Raw genomic sequence first — 14,265 nt, 5'->3', positions numbered from 1 at the left:
TTATACTTAACGAAAACATTTAATTAAAAAGGAAAGTGGGAAATAACGAGATGGTAAAAATGGCTTTGAATCACGTATACAAAAAATATGACAACGCAGAAAATTATTCTGTCACTGACTTTAATTTGACAATTGATGATCGCGAATTTATTGTCTTTGTCGGTCCTTCTGGCTGTGGAAAATCAACAACGCTACGAATGATTGCTGGACTAGAAGATATATCAAAAGGTGAACTAAGCATCGGTGGGAAAGTGATGAATGATGTAGCACCAAAAGATCGTGACATCGCGATGGTTTTTCAGAATTATGCATTGTACCCACATATGACTGTTTTTGATAACATGGCTTTTGGCTTAAAACTCAGAAAATATGACAAGGCAGACATTAAAAAACGGGTGGAAAATGCAGCTGAAATCTTAGGATTAACCGACTACTTAAAAAGAAAACCCGCTGCCTTATCCGGTGGTCAACGTCAACGCGTGGCATTAGGACGAGCCATTGTTCGTGATGCAAAAGTTTTTTTGATGGACGAGCCATTGTCAAATTTAGATGCAAAATTACGGGTAGCCATGCGGGCTGAAATTGCAAAATTACACCAACGTTTAGAAACTACAACAATTTATGTCACCCATGACCAAACAGAAGCCATGACCATGGCTGATCGGATTGTAATTATGAAAGACGGATTCATTCAACAAATTGGAACACCAAAAGAAGTTTATGACACCCCGGTGAATATGTTCGTCGCAGGTTTTATCGGTTCACCGGCGATGAACTTCTTCCATGTTATGTTAAATAAAGGTATTATTTCTGATGGATTAGGTCTTCAATTAACTATTCCAGAAGGAAAAAATAAAATATTAGTCGAAAAAGGTTATGAAGGCAAAGAAATTGTTTTTGGCATTCGTCCGGAAGATATTCACAGCGAACAAGTTGTATTAGAAGCGCAACCAGAAGCAGTAGTTCGTTCAGAAGTCGTCGTGTCCGAGTTATTAGGTGCTGAAACCATGCTTTATACAAAAACTGGAACAACAGAATTTATTTCTAGAGTAGATGCCAGAGACTTCCACAAACCGAAAGAAATGGTTGAATTAGCATTTAATATCAATAAAGGTCACTTCTTTGACAAAGATACGGAAGAAGTGATCACCTTAGTTTAACCCCCTACGTCAAATCTTATGCATGCAATTGCTCTACTCACTATAAAAATAAATTAACAGAAGAAATCTCCGAATAAAAGTTCTGAGATTTCTTCTGTTTTTTAAAGCTAAATTTATTATCCATTTATCTTATTGTTTTTAATCACAATTTCTCTGTAAATTCTTACAATTAATCAACTAAACTGCTTTTTTATTCTTTTTGTTGCTAATTTTTGTTGACTTACTTTTTTGGCTTTCATAAAAACAGGAAAATTAAAGGATTTACTTAAAGTACCGGCTATAAAATAAGCAATCGTGCAATCCACTAAGCTATGGATCAAACCGCCAATTCCCATCAAAATAAATACTGTATAAAAATAGCCTTGCGAATAGTAAGTTTCTGGCAAATTACCTACAAAGAAAAATGCACTCACAACAAGCATTTCAACCAGTGAATGTATAATACCTATCAACAAATTGAATCCTTGAAAACGCCAATTAGCTAAAGTAAACTGTCCATTTTTTAAAACAATATCAGGCTTTTTTTGCAAATACCACGCACCAATCATGACAAAAACAAGATGTGATAATGCGCGAAGTGCAATAATAACCGGAGTAGTCAAAAAGAAACCAAAGGTGGTCCCTAAAGCTACTGTAATTGCAATAGTTGGTGAAAAAAACATCGCTAGAAATATAGGTACATGAGAAGCTAAGGTAAAAGAAGCAGGTGGAATCATGATTTTAGGCATAACCATAGGAATGATTACTCCCAACCCTATTAGCAAGGCTGAAATTGTCAGTGAACGTACAGAATTATTTTTCATTTGCTTTCACTCCTTATATGTCTTGACATATTTGTGTCGTCTTATTTTAACTTCAGTTAGGAAACATGTCAAGACACCTACACATAAAAATTGTTGAATACCCAACTAAGTGAAGCATCCAACAATTTTTCTCTATTTTTCTACCATTGCATTACTTAAAGCAGCAAACTCTTCTATTGAAAGCGTTTCACCACGACGTTTAGGATCAATATGTGCTTGTGCTAAACTTTTCGCCAACCATGTTTTCGTTTCTTCCTCTTTGCCATAAACGGCTTGCAAGTTATTCCATAATGTTTTTCTTCTCTGATTAAAAGCAGCTTTCGTTAAACGAAAAAAAGATTTTTCATCTGTGACTGTCACAGCCGGCTTATTTCTTCGCGTTAACTTTAAGATTGCCGAATCAACGTTTGGCTGTGGCATGAACACCGTTTTAGGAACAATAAAAGCAACGACGGCTTCCATATAATACTGAACCGCAATCGACAAAGAACCATAAGCTTTGGTTCCCGGCTTAGCAGAAATTCGGTCAGCTACTTCTTTTTGCATCATTACAACCATTTCTTCTACCAACAAATCTGATTCTAAAAAATGTAGCATGATCGGAGTCGTGATGTAATAAGGCAAATTAGCTACTACTTTAATGGGTAACTCTTGTTCAAAGCAAGCAACAGCTTCTTGCTTTAAGTCTGTTTTTAAAATATCCTTGTTGATAACGGTCACGTTCTGATAAATCGCCAATGTCTCTTTTAGCACGGGAATCAAACGATCATCAATCTCAAAAGCCACAACTTGTTTAGCATTTCGTGCTAGTTGTTCCGTCAACGCGCCAATTCCCGGTCCCACTTCAATCACATTCGTTTGTTCATTGATATTTCCAGTCTTAACAATTTTTTTTAAAATATTAGGCTCCGTTAAAAAATTTTGCCCTAAACTTTTTTTAAATGAAAATCCATGTTTTAATAAGATTTCTTTCGTTCTAGAAGGTGTCGCAATATCACGCTGTTCACTCATCTTGTTCCTCCACTTTTTTCATTGCTCGTGCAAATTCTTCTGGTGTAATTCGAAACATTTTTAAACGCCTCTCCAACTGTTTACCATTCGTATAACCGATTCTCAATTCATCACCTAGTTTTTCCCGTTTTTCCTTTGCTTTTGCTCCTGCAATTAATCCATGAGCAATAAGTACCTCTCTTGGTATTTCAGTCAATTCCTCAGTCACAGCAGGTGTCACCACTTTTTTCAAAGCTTCTAAAATGGCTTCATCACTTGCATGTTCTACGCCAAGACTACCTTTTTTTCTTGGTTGAGCTTGTTTACGCGGTAAAAAAGCATGCTTGGCTTGCGGAACAGCTTCCATAATCGTCTTGCGAATTTTTTCTCCAGAAAAATCCGGATCCGTAAAAATAATGACACCACGCGTTTCCTGTGCATGCTCAATTTGCATCAAAATCTCTTCATTAATCGCAGAACCAATCGTTTCGATCGTGTCAGCATTCACTACTTCTTGCAATCTTCTTGTGTCGTCTTTTCCTTCAACAACTATGATTTCTTCAATCTTCATCTTAGTCATTTTCATTTAACCTAAACAAGCGATGGGCATTTTTCCACGTATGACCAGCCACTTCTTCCATTGTTAAATGGCGCAACTCGGCGATTTTTTCTACAGTATAACGTGTATAGCCAGGTTCATTACGTTTTCCACGATAGGGAACTGGTGCTAAATATGGTGCATCTGTTTCGACTAACATTTGATTAAGAGGTACATTCATGGCTGCTTCTTGTACGTCTGTCGCTTTTTTAAACGTCACTACACCGCTAAAAGAAAGATGCATGCCTAATTCAAGAAATTTCTTGGCCCATTCTACATTCCCACTAAAGCTGTGCATAATACCGCCAATATCCCGTACATTTTCTTCTTTTAAAATTTTATACGTATCTTCAAGCGCTTCTCTAGTATGAACACTAATTGGTAAATTCATTTCTTTGGCAATCGCTATTTGTCTACGAAAAACCCGATCTTGAATCTCTTTAGGGTCTTGCATCCAATGATAATCCAAGCCAATTTCTCCTAGAGCAACAACTTTTGGTGTAGTCAATTGTTCTTGAAGTTTTACTTCAATTTCTTTTGTATAGCCTCCTGCTTCTGTTGGATGCCAACCAATAATACTGTATAAATTAGGATAATCACGACTAAGTGCTAACGATTTATCAATGGTTGGTGTATCAAACCCAACCACAGCCATTTTAGATACACCTAATTTTTTTGCTCGTTCAATCGTTTCTGGAATATCCTCATTGAATTGTTCCACATTCAAATGAGTATGAGAATCAAATATCATCTTCTATCTCTCCTCGTAAGATCTTATTTATCTAATAATTTTTCTCAAAAAATATTTCTAGATATAAAACTTTTCTCCCTTACTTTAGCATATATGCAATTAAGGAAATAGTAGTAAAGACAAAAATCAAGCGTTCTTGATAAAAAATTTTTTCTTGCAAAATAAAGAATCTGTGACGTTCTTTCCTCACAGATTCTAATTTAAAAGTACTCATTTACTTTTATAATAATAAACTGGTATACCTAACAAAGTCACCGCGATACCAATTAAGGCAAGACCTGTTTGAGTAAGTAACGTCATTCCCAAAATAAAAACCGCACCAAAGATAGCAATTAAAGGAATCACTGGGTACAAAGGAACCTTATACGGACGTAAAAGATTTGGTTGTTTCTTTCTTAAAATAAATACTCCAATAAAAATTAATAAACTAAATAGCCACATCACAAATATTAACATATCCGTTAAAAAATCAAATGACCCTAAACTCATCATAACGCATGCTATCACTAACTGAAAAATTGCTGGGGTATACGGAACCGTAAATTTTTTTGAAAGCTTTGTTAATTGGCTGCTAAAAGGCAACTCATTTTCCAACGCCATAGCATAAGGAATACGTATTCCTGTTAATGTGTATCCATTTAGCGCACCATATACAGAAATTAATATGCCGATTGTCACAATTTTCCCACCAATAGAACCAAAAATAACGCCTGAAGCATCTGACGCCGCATTGAGATTACTAGCAAGTTGATTTATCGGTAACATTTTTAAAAAAACATAGTTAATTAAAAGATAAACTCCTGTCACAAAACTTAAACCTAAAATAATAGCTTTCGGCAAATTCTTTTCAGGATGTTTCATTTCACCAGCGATGGCACCTACACCTAGCCATCCGTCGTAAGCAAATAACGTAGCCAACAACGCACTGCTTAATCCTTCCATAAAAGAAGCATCTTTTCCAGCTATAACTGGAAATAATTGCATCATACTATTACTAGGCGTTAACAATCCCCAAATAACAATAACTGCTAGAGGAATCAGTTTAATCACTAAAGTAGTCGATTGTACAAACGTACCCATTTTAGTTCCTAATAAATTTAGACCTGTAATTGAAATGGCTGTAACTATAGCAATGGGTAAACGATCATCTGTAGACCATTGCAATAAATTTGTCAACTGCGTCGCAAAAATGATGGATAATGCGGCAATATTGGCCGGAAAATAAATCAAACTTTGTGACCACCCTAGTAAAAAACTTGGGAGCTTTCCATAAGCTGCTTCGATATATTTTACAGCTCCCCCCGTTTCAGGGATAGCCGTAGCAAGTTCAGCTACAGTTAATCCCGCACAGATTGTTAAAAATCCGCCCAACAGCCACGCAAACAATGTCAAACTTGTAGACTGCGTACTGGCAGTAACTGCCGCCGTTTTAAAAAAAACGCCTGCACCAATAACTGTTCCCATAACAGTAGCTAATGCTCCAAATAAATTAATTTCACGTTTTAACTTACCGTTCATTCGCATCTCCTTTTTATGGATTTTAATATAAAATTTAGTATAACTGAGAATATTCTATTTTTCCATTATTTTTCAGAAATTTTTATCAAAGCAGCTATTATTAGATAGTTGCAGCTTAAGTTCTCATTCTTATCGTACAGGCAGATAAAAATTCTTTCAAAGCCGGATAATTAAAGAGCTCTTTTTTCATCAATTAGGAAAAATACAGATGTATATTAAATAAAAGTAGACAAATGATCAGACGTTCTCATACTCGTTTATTTTCCACAAAAAAAGACAAAAGCATCTGCTTTACCTTTTATACAAACAGGCAATTGATACTTTTGTCTACAAACTAAAAATAAGCGCATATTTTTTTCTATTCAAAAAATCAAGCCACTATCGAACCATTGGGCATAGATTTTGGTGCTTCGACGACTTGTAACGACCCATCTAATGCTTCTGCCGAAAGAATCATTCCTTGACTAATTTGTCCACGCATTTTACGTGGTTTTAAATTTGCTACAATCACTAACTTTTTACCAATCAATTCACTTGGATCCGGGTAAAATTCAGCAATACCGGATAAAATTTGACGGTCTTGCTTATCTCCTGCATCTAATCGGAATTGCAACAACTTATCTGCTCCTTCAACTTTTTGACAGTCAATCACTTCGGCTACCTTTAACTCAATTTTTTCAAACACATCAAATTTAATTTGCTTATCTTTGCTGGAAACAAGTTCTGTTTCTTCTGGATCCCATTTTACAGACTCTTCATTTGTTTGCGTTCCTTCAGACATTTTTTCTTGAATATAGCTAACTTCTTTTTCCATGTCCAGCCGTGGAAAAATAGGCGTTCCTTTGACTGTAACTTTTGTCCCCGAAGGAAATTCACCAAAATGCAAACCTTCTAGATTCATTAATTCTGGATTCAATCCAAGTTGATTAAAGATTTTTGTTGGTGTTTCTGTCATAATCGGCTGCAATAAAATAGCAGTAATCCGTAGCGATTCCGCTAAATGGATCATCACGCTATCCAATTCTTTTTTCTTTTCCTCATCTTTTGCTAATACCCATGGCTCTGTCTCATCAATATATTTATTCGCACGAGAAACTAAGACCCAAATCTCCGCTAATGCTGTATTAAACTCCATTTTTTCCATGGCATCGTGATAGCGTCCCACTACATTTGCAGCAGTTGTCGATAACTCGCTATCAAAAGGCGTGACCAAAGAAGCATAATCAGGAACAATGCCGCCACAGTATTTATTAATCATCGCAACGGTACGATTTAACAAGTTTCCAAGATCATTTGCTAAGTCGTAGTTCACACGAGAAACAAAATCTTCCGGTGTAAATACTCCATCTGAACCAAACGGAACTGCACGTAATAAATAGTAACGTAAAGCATCTAATCCATAACGTTCCACTAACATTTCAGGATAAACTACGTTGCCTTTTGATTTAGACATTTTACCATCTTTCATTAATAACCATCCATGACCAAATACTTTTTTAGGCAAAGGCAAATCTAAGGCCATCAACATGATCGGCCAATAAATCGTGTGAAAACGCACAATTTCTTTTCCTACCATATGAACATCTGCTGGCCAATATTTTTTAAACAATGAATCATCCTCTGAACCATAACCTAACGCGGTAATATAGTTAGACAAAGCATCAATCCATACGTAAACCACATGTTTAGGATCCTCTTTAACTGGAATCCCCCAATTAAAGGTGGTTCTTGAAACAGCGAGGTCCTCTAAACCGGGTTTAATAAAATTATTGATCATTTCATTTTTACGAGATTCTGGTTGGATGAATTCAGGGTGTGCATCATAATAATCTAAAAGACGATCAGCATATTTGCTCATACGGAAGAAATAAGATTTTTCTTTCACTAATTCTACTTCATGACCACTTGGCGCTTTACCGCCAATAACCTTTCCTTGCTCATCCTTGTAGACTTCTGCTAGTTGCGTTTCAGTAAAAAATTCTTCATCAGAAACAGAATACCAGCCTTCATATTCGCCAAGGTAAATGTCTCCTTGTTTAACCAAACGATCAAAAATTTTTTGAACAGCCGCTTTGTGATAATCATCCGTTGTTCGAATAAATTTATCGTAGCTAATGTCAAGAGTTTTCCATAATTTTTTCACATCCGCAGCCATTTTATCCACATACGTTTGCGGCTCAACACCCAACTCTGCTGCTTTTTTTTCTATTTTTTGACCATGTTCGTCCACCCCAGTGAGGTAAAACACATCAAAGCCCATCAATCGCTTATAACGGGCAATTGCATCACAGGCAATTGTTGTATATGAATTACCGATATGCAGCTTACCACTTGGATAATAAATTGGCGTTGTAATATAAAAAGTTTCCTTTTCTGCCATGGGGCTCTTCCTCCTTTAACGCATGATGCGAATTCACTTCTTTGCTAGTATACCATAAAACAAAAGGACTGCTACCATTTTTTCGTTTCCATCTAGCAGATACCGTTTTCCGTCGCATTATCTGATTTAAAACATGTTATAATAAAAAAGAAGTTCTAAAAAATATGGGTTGATTTAGATACAAAACGTTTCTTTTACTACTAACTTCACAAAAAAATTCCCATTACTACATTATTAGTCATTTATAAAATGATTTACTATTGGGACTTAAGCTCATTGTATAAGAAAGGTTGAAAATCATGCAAAAAAAATATCTTTATTTTACGATCAGTATGGCATTTCTTTCATTTCTCCACTTACTATTTAGTTATTTTTATATGCGAATGTATGGCTATTTCAATCTTCATGGAAATTTAAACAGCTTTATTTGGACTTCTAAGCTCCTCCGATTCGCTTTAGATGTCTACATCATTTTATGCGGCTTCTTTGCCATTCGTGAAGAAAAGCAAAAAATTTTACCTTTTTACCTGCTTTTCTTCTTATTTAATTTGATCTTGCCATTTTTATTTCACATATAATACGTAATATAATGCAAACTTTTTTTTAAGTCTGCTAAAATGAGAAAAAAGGACTTTTAAACTAAAAAAGTCACAGGGAGGTTAGAAAAATGAAAAAATTTGCTTCTAAAGAAGAAGAAAAATTGTATTATGAACACGAAGCAAGTGAAGCGGATTTTCTTGCTTGGTATCACAAACAAAAACGTCCGGAATATGATAAACCTTCTTTGACTGTAGATATCGTGTTGATGTGTTACAACAAAGAAGAAGATCAGTTAAAAATCTTGCTTATAAAAAGAAAGAGCCATCCGTATCGCAACTCATGGGCTTTGCCTGGAGGATTCGTACAAAAAAATGAATCTACAGGTGCAAGTGTCTTGCGTGAAACAAAAGAAGAAACAGGTGTCGTTATCTCGCAAGAAAATATTGAACAATTACACACATTTAGCACACCAAATCGTGATCCTCGTGGATGGGTCGTAACAGTTAGTTACTTAGCTTTTATCGGTGAAGAACCTTTGATCGCAGGCGATGATGCAAAAGAAGTCCGTTGGTTTACGTTAGAACGTGAAGGCAATACCATTCACTTAACAAGCAATAATGTAGCTATTTCTTTGAACTTACTCACAGGTAAATCTTCTGGAAAAGACACTTTGGCGTTTGACCACAGTGAAATCATCCTCAAAGCTTTTAAACGCGTCGTAAACAAAATGGAACACGAACCACAAGTTTTACAAGTCTTAGGAAAAGACTTTACGATTACAGAAGCACGTAAGGTGTTTGCAAAATTCTTGGGAATTGACTTTAAAATGATCGATCACTCAAATTTTAAAAAAGCCATGCTTCAATATTTTGATGAAATCGGCGAACGTCCTGTAGGAATTGGACGCCCTTCAAAAATCTACCAATTGAAAGCTGGAAATGACGAGTAAATAAAATTGAAATCATAACCACCCTTCAATTCAAAAGGGTGGTTTGCACCAAGCTATAGCTTTTAAAAAGGAATTGCTCCTACAAAACCAATCAGCTTACCTGCTTCAATAGCCGATACAGCAATACACTCAGATGCCATCAATTGTTTTACTTTTTCCACTGAATCTTTGCCATACTCATCGAGCTGCACTAATCTACTAATCTTAAAAGATCAAGCCAACTGGTCTCTTAATCCTAAATCCTCATGTTCAAATTCACTAATGATCATAGCCATTCCTCTCTTTTTGCTTATTTTAACAGTCTGTGATTAAAAAGAGAAAAGGTTATGCTCGTAGTAAGCAAGTCTTCTACCAATAAATAAGAAAATGTTTCTTATGCTGCTAGTGCAAATTTATCTTAAGAAGTAGTTTGTATTTTCAATGCTCAAATAAATGATTGAATTCAAATAAAAAAGCGTAACTCTCGTTAGTCCACATTTTTTCTAAACGAAAACTATAAAAAAATTTCTTTAATAAAATTAACCGAGCGCGACCAGTCATCTTTTACTTTAACTGATCGAACTCGGCTACTCTTGCGGTTTTTTTATTCAAAAATGTGTTTTTTCATTTGCTTACTGCGCAATTGTCCGCAGGCTGCATCAATATCTGTTCCATGTTCTTTACGAATAACACAATTAACTCCATTTTTTTTCAATACATCATAAAATTTTAAGACGTCTGCTTTGGTGCTTCTTGTGTATTGATCATGTTCACTAACTGGATTATAGGGAATTAAATTTACATAAGTAAGTTTCTTTTTATCTTTCAGTAAATCAGCTAGCTGTTGTGCATGCTGTGGTCGATCATTCACTTGATTCAACATAATATATTCAAATGTAATTCGACGATTTGTTTTTTCTAGATATTCATCTACCGCATCCATCAATTTTTCAATTGGAAAACGGCGATTGATGCGCATGATTGACGTACGAATTTCATTATTGGGCGCATGTAACGAGATTGCTAAATTCACTTGCAGCCCGTTATTGGCAAATTCTTTAATCTTATTAGCCAATCCACTAGTTGACACAGTGATATGACGTGCACCAATTGCTAATCCTTTTGCCTCATTGATAATATGCAAGAAATTCATCACATTATCATAGTTATCAAAAGGTTCTCCAATTCCCATCACAACAACGTGAGAGACTCGTTCCCCTTTTTGTCGCTCATCAAAATAATGCTGAACCATCATGATTTGCGCCACAATTTCACCAGCAGTTAAGTCGCGATTCTTTTTTAAAAGACCACTCGCACAAAAGGTACAGCCGATGTTACAGCCTACTTGGGTAGTCACACACACGGACAAGCCATATTCTTGTCTCATCAATACGGTTTCAATCATATTTTTATCCGGTAACTCAAATAAATATTTTACTGTTCCGTCCGAGGCTTCTTGTACAACCATTTGTTTTAATGGATTGATCATAAATTGTGTCGTTAACTTGGCAATTAAATTTTTCGATAAGTTAGTCATTTCTGAGAAATCTCTCACGCGCTTTATATATAGCCATTCCCAAACTTGAGCCGCACGAAATTTTTTTTCTCCATTTTCTAAAAACCATGCGGTTAATTCTTCAATTGTTAAACCATAAATGGATTGTTTTTCCAAAATTGTTTCCCTCTTTTTTTCAAAGTATCGCTACATACTATAACTTATTCTAATGTTTAAATCAAGCGTTCATAGAATAAGAAAAAAATATCAGCAATTTTTTAGTTGCTGTCAGACTGTAGATAAAGACTGAACGAGTCATCACGAGACATGTTTAGGATGATGAATGAAGCAAAACATCTTCGTCTAATTAATCAAAATAAATCGATTTACAAAAAACGAAAACAAACGATTGAACGAATATTCGCGGATGCAAAAGAAAAGTATGGGATGCGTTGAACCGAGTTTCGAAACTTAGAAAAAGTCGCGACGCATATAATGCTTGTGTCTGCTACAATGAATTTAAAGAAATTAACGACATAGCTATAGAAAAGACAAAGAGCCTTTATTTTTTGTCCAAAAACTCGAAATGAAGCAGATAAAAAGCTGTTCCAAACTCGGGCTTTCGTGTTTGGAACAGCTTTTGTCTATAGTCTGTCAGTAACTTTTTAATTGGTGTTTTTGTTCATCAAATACTTTTTTCACCTTTTCTCCAAATTTACCTTCAATATAGACACTTAATTCTTCCGTTGAAGTATCAATGAAGGATTTTACTGCTTTTAGTTCTTTTTTTCCGTTGTCCATCACTTTTTGTCGTCTAGTGGATGCTTGTTGGCAACAAACTTGTCCCATCACTTGTACATAATTTTCTTCCAAACTTCTCTTTAAATCTCTCAATAGTACTTGTGCCATTTCAACCAATTTTTTCATCTCCTTAGTCGTTTTTATAGATTCGTTTGACTACTTCTAATCGTTGAAGGATTCTCTTCTTTTTAAGCAGCAACTCCATATGATAAGACACTTGCAAACGTTTGACTGTTTGACGGGCATGAACAAATACTTGGACTTGAATTTCTTTTGAAGAAGCTTGATACAATTGACAAATTGCAGCAAAAGACTCTTGAATAAGCTGTTCTCCTTTTTTCTGAACAACCATTAATTCTTCTTGCTCTTTTTCCAAGTTTCTCTGTATTTGATAATTAATCAAAGCAAGCCGTTCTGATTCATCCATAAAAAGCCTCCCTTTTTCCCAACCATTGCGCCAATTCCTGATCTCTTTGCACTAATTCAGCAATTTTCATTTTTAATTCATTTATTAAAGAAGTAAATCTTTGGTCTATTTGCTTGAACTGATTTATTTTCTCTTGATAAAAATGGATAGGCGCAAGAACATTTTTTTGCTTCGTTGCGCCTCCAATTGCTAAGTGTTCTTTGATTTGAGCATTAGATAAAAGAGTAGTCTGATTCCTTGCTAACTTTAAAGTTTCTTGCCAAGCTGTATTCGTTTCTTGAATTGCTTTTTGATAAATATTTAATATATCTGTAATTGCTAAGTGATACTTAGCTTGAATACTAGTAACAACTAAATAAGCCTGTTTACTGTCCAAATAAAGACGTACATTTTTAGACAGTTCTCCTTTCGTTTGTTTTTTCAGCGTTCTTTTAATTTCCTGACAATCTCGCCACTTTACATCAAAATCTTCATTTAAACGATAGATTTCTTGTTTCACTCTTGCTTTTTGGTTGAAGTCCTTTTTGGGAATCACGAGTTTTCCTTTAGCATCAAAATTCCAACTTGCCAATGAATGATAGTCCTCTTGAAAAGGAAATAAATCTTTTCCTAAATTTATTTTTATTTCTGCTCCCGTTTTATTTCCCATTAAATTACCAAGCAAATCTCCTTGATGACGATAGTTTTTTAACCAGCTTGCATGACTTTTCGTCCATTTTTTGGCTTTTGACGTTAACAGTTCATAAGGATCCGGCCCATTAAAGCCAATATTGTGCCATTGATTTTCAGCAGCCACCATCAAAGCAAGATATTCCCCCAAGGAATGCCCTGTTGTCGTAATTTGTGAACAGGCAAACGCTGTTTTCACTTCCTTTGCAAATTGTAACGCAGAGTTGGCTTGTCCTTTTAAACGTTGAGGACTACGTTCAATTGAAAAACCCGAGGAGGCAGTTTTATCTAAGAACCCACCGATAGTAATCAAGTCGGTACTAATGTCTTTTATATCTGCTGTATTTGTTCCTGCATAAACAAGAACGATAAAAGAAAGCACAACATTGCCATTTATTACTGGTGCCACTGCCATTGCTTGCATCCCGTCAATCTTAGAATTTTCTTTTTGTCTGAGAATTTTAAACTCTTTAGTTCCGATTTTTTTTATCCTGCCTTCTTTATAAGAATCCTTCTTATAGTTGCGATGCATTGGATCTATCCAATAAACGTGTTCACTTAAATGCCGACAATCTTCATCTGTTATCGTCATATATAGGCAACCTCACCATTTGTATAAGTTACTTTTATTATATTAGTCGTTCTTCCTTCTTTTTGGACTTCTCGATTTTCTATACCGTAACTTCCAATTTCATTTGCTTCTTTTGTATAAAAATAATCAAAAAAAACTTCATTTCCTTCCATATTTATCATTGTCACCAGTGCACCATACGTTCCTGTCATATGATTCTTTTTGAAATGTTCCACCTTTACTTCTTTAATTTCGGCAAATTTTTCTTTTAAAACCTTCACAGACTGTCTTTCTGCTGTTAGTAAATCTGCTGCCCTTTGCGCCTTACGGTGTTCTAGATAACTCATCCTTCCTAATAATAATCCACCTATACAAATGAATATTCCTAAAATTTTCACATGTTTTTTCACGATTTTCTTCCCTTCTTGGATTTTTGCTCTATCATGCAACAAATTTCAGTTGATCCTTACAGTTATGAATGTTTTATTCTTCTTTTAAGCAGTAGAAAAATCTTTATCTATTTAAAAAATACGCGAATATTTTTCTATTATTTTCTTTCAACAAGAAAATTACTATTCATGTGACGATATTCTATGTACAGTTCCACTAATAAAAAAAGAGGAAGCCTGTAATT

At 35.1% G+C, this 14,265-nt stretch carries 14 protein-coding genes and 2 pseudogenes; 4 read left to right on the top strand and 12 right to left on the bottom strand.

Annotated elements, in window-relative coordinates; all coding sequences use genetic code 11:
• The first annotated feature begins 50 nt into the window (after nucleotides 1-50).
• Nucleotides 51-1,160, top strand: coding sequence for an ABC transporter ATP-binding protein (locus RV14_RS08225; RefSeq protein ID WP_071855795.1), 1,110 nt, complete (start codon nucleotides 51-53; stop codon nucleotides 1,158-1,160).
• Nucleotides 1,161-1,333: 173 nt separating this feature from the next.
• On the opposite strand, the gene RV14_RS08220 is transcribed toward RV14_RS08225, so the two are convergent.
• The 6 genes from RV14_RS08220 to metG form a co-directional block, all read right to left on the bottom strand.
• Nucleotides 1,334-1,963, bottom strand: a complete 630-nt coding sequence (locus tag RV14_RS08220; protein ID WP_071855794.1) for a hypothetical protein — start codon at nucleotides 1,961-1,963, stop codon at nucleotides 1,334-1,336.
• 132 nt (nucleotides 1,964-2,095) lie between these two features.
• The gene (rsmA, locus tag RV14_RS08215) at nucleotides 2,096-2,974 is read right to left on the bottom strand and encodes a 16S rRNA (adenine(1518)-N(6)/adenine(1519)-N(6))-dimethyltransferase RsmA (RefSeq protein WP_071855793.1); all 879 of its coding nucleotides are present in this window, start codon (nucleotides 2,972-2,974) and stop codon (nucleotides 2,096-2,098) included.
• The gene (gene rnmV / locus RV14_RS08210; RefSeq protein ID WP_071855826.1) at nucleotides 2,967-3,533 is read right to left on the bottom strand and encodes a ribonuclease M5; all 567 of its coding nucleotides are present in this window, start codon (nucleotides 3,531-3,533) and stop codon (nucleotides 2,967-2,969) included. Before rnmV ends, rsmA begins: the two co-directional genes overlap by 8 nt.
• Nucleotides 3,526-4,302, bottom strand: a complete 777-nt coding sequence (locus RV14_RS08205; protein ID WP_071855792.1) for a TatD family hydrolase — start codon at nucleotides 4,300-4,302, stop codon at nucleotides 3,526-3,528. The genes rnmV and RV14_RS08205 overlap by 8 nt, the downstream gene beginning before the upstream one ends.
• 210 nt (nucleotides 4,303-4,512) lie before the next feature.
• The gene (locus RV14_RS08200) at nucleotides 4,513-5,820 is read right to left on the bottom strand and encodes an APC family permease (protein WP_071855791.1); all 1,308 of its coding nucleotides are present in this window, start codon (nucleotides 5,818-5,820) and stop codon (nucleotides 4,513-4,515) included.
• A gap of 370 nt (nucleotides 5,821-6,190) precedes the next feature.
• The gene (metG, locus tag RV14_RS08195; RefSeq protein ID WP_071855790.1) at nucleotides 6,191-8,200 is read right to left on the bottom strand and encodes a methionine--tRNA ligase; all 2,010 of its coding nucleotides are present in this window, start codon (nucleotides 8,198-8,200) and stop codon (nucleotides 6,191-6,193) included.
• 299 nt (nucleotides 8,201-8,499) lie between these two features.
• Between metG and RV14_RS08190 the strand changes: the two genes are divergently transcribed.
• Complete coding sequence (locus RV14_RS08190) at nucleotides 8,500-8,778, top strand: hypothetical protein (RefSeq protein ID WP_071855789.1); 279 nt, start codon at nucleotides 8,500-8,502, stop codon at nucleotides 8,776-8,778.
• 89 nt (nucleotides 8,779-8,867) lie between these two features.
• Complete coding sequence (locus RV14_RS08185; RefSeq protein WP_071855788.1) at nucleotides 8,868-9,689, top strand: NUDIX domain-containing protein; 822 nt, start codon at nucleotides 8,868-8,870, stop codon at nucleotides 9,687-9,689.
• A gap of 68 nt (nucleotides 9,690-9,757) precedes the next feature.
• Here RV14_RS08185 and RV14_RS12710 read toward each other — a convergent pair.
• Both RV14_RS12710 and rlmN read right to left on the bottom strand, forming a co-directional pair.
• Nucleotides 9,758-9,958 (bottom strand): annotated as a pseudogene (locus tag RV14_RS12710) (aminoglycoside N-acetyltransferase AAC(6')-Ii); the annotation flags it as partial.
• 314 nt (nucleotides 9,959-10,272) lie between these two features.
• Nucleotides 10,273-11,340, bottom strand: coding sequence for a dual-specificity RNA methyltransferase RlmN (rlmN, locus tag RV14_RS08180; RefSeq protein WP_071855787.1), 1,068 nt, complete (start codon nucleotides 11,338-11,340; stop codon nucleotides 10,273-10,275).
• A 162-nt stretch (nucleotides 11,341-11,502) separates the two neighbouring features.
• Here rlmN and RV14_RS11905 point away from each other — a divergent pair.
• A pseudogene (locus RV14_RS11905) lies at nucleotides 11,503-11,824 on the top strand (transposase); the annotation flags it as partial.
• Here RV14_RS11905 and RV14_RS08175 read toward each other — a convergent pair.
• Genes RV14_RS08175 through RV14_RS08160 form a run of 4 tightly spaced genes read right to left on the bottom strand, consistent with a single transcriptional unit; the run spans nucleotide 11,818 to nucleotide 13,978 of the window.
• A complete protein-coding gene (locus RV14_RS08175) occupies nucleotides 11,818-12,081 on the bottom strand; it encodes a hypothetical protein (RefSeq protein WP_071855786.1) in 264 nt (87 codons plus the stop codon). The pseudogene RV14_RS11905 and the gene RV14_RS08175 overlap by 7 nt on opposite strands.
• A 13-nt stretch (nucleotides 12,082-12,094) precedes the next feature.
• Nucleotides 12,095-12,391, bottom strand: coding sequence for a hypothetical protein (locus tag RV14_RS08170; protein ID WP_071855785.1), 297 nt, complete (start codon nucleotides 12,389-12,391; stop codon nucleotides 12,095-12,097).
• On the bottom strand, nucleotides 12,384-13,652 hold the full coding sequence (locus RV14_RS08165) for an alpha/beta hydrolase family protein (RefSeq protein WP_071855784.1): 1,269 nt from the start codon (nucleotides 13,650-13,652) through the stop codon (nucleotides 12,384-12,386). Before RV14_RS08165 ends, RV14_RS08170 begins: the two co-directional genes overlap by 8 nt.
• Nucleotides 13,649-13,978 (bottom strand): hypothetical protein, encoded by a 330-nt coding sequence (locus tag RV14_RS08160; RefSeq protein WP_369886769.1) that lies wholly within the window; start codon nucleotides 13,976-13,978, stop codon nucleotides 13,649-13,651. The genes RV14_RS08165 and RV14_RS08160 overlap by 4 nt, the downstream gene beginning before the upstream one ends.
• Between the last annotated feature and the right edge of the window lie 287 nt (nucleotides 13,979-14,265).

It is taken from the genome of Enterococcus ratti (assembly GCF_001886195.1).
In the GTDB taxonomy this organism is placed as follows: domain Bacteria; phylum Bacillota; class Bacilli; order Lactobacillales; family Enterococcaceae; genus Enterococcus_B; species Enterococcus_B ratti.
The sequence above is the reverse complement of the archived record's forward strand: the minus strand, read 5'-3'. Positions and strand labels throughout refer to the sequence as shown.

Coding starts and splice junctions, on each gene's coding strand:
- rnmV (WP_071855826.1), bottom strand. CDS start 3,533: ATGACTAAGATGAAGATTGAAGAAATCATAGTTGTTGAAGGAAAAGAC.
- RV14_RS08200 (WP_071855791.1), bottom strand. CDS start 5,820: ATGAACGGTAAGTTAAAACGTGAAATTAATTTATTTGGAGCATTAGCT.
- RV14_RS08185 (WP_071855788.1), top strand. CDS start 8,868: ATGAAAAAATTTGCTTCTAAAGAAGAAGAAAAATTGTATTATGAACAC.
- RV14_RS08205 (WP_071855792.1), bottom strand. CDS start 4,302: ATGATATTTGATTCTCATACTCATTTGAATGTGGAACAATTCAATGAG.
- RV14_RS08225 (WP_071855795.1), top strand. CDS start 51: ATGGTAAAAATGGCTTTGAATCACGTATACAAAAAATATGACAACGCA.
- rsmA (WP_071855793.1), bottom strand. CDS start 2,974: ATGAGTGAACAGCGTGATATTGCGACACCTTCTAGAACGAAAGAAATC.
- RV14_RS08170 (WP_071855785.1), bottom strand. CDS start 12,391: ATGGATGAATCAGAACGGCTTGCTTTGATTAATTATCAAATACAGAGA.
- metG (WP_071855790.1), bottom strand. CDS start 8,200: ATGGCAGAAAAGGAAACTTTTTATATTACAACGCCAATTTATTATCCA.
- RV14_RS08160 (WP_369886769.1), bottom strand. CDS start 13,978: ATGAGTTATCTAGAACACCGTAAGGCGCAAAGGGCAGCAGATTTACTA.
- RV14_RS08190 (WP_071855789.1), top strand. CDS start 8,500: ATGCAAAAAAAATATCTTTATTTTACGATCAGTATGGCATTTCTTTCA.
- RV14_RS08165 (WP_071855784.1), bottom strand. CDS start 13,652: ATGACGATAACAGATGAAGATTGTCGGCATTTAAGTGAACACGTTTAT.
- RV14_RS08220 (WP_071855794.1), bottom strand. CDS start 1,963: ATGAAAAATAATTCTGTACGTTCACTGACAATTTCAGCCTTGCTAATA.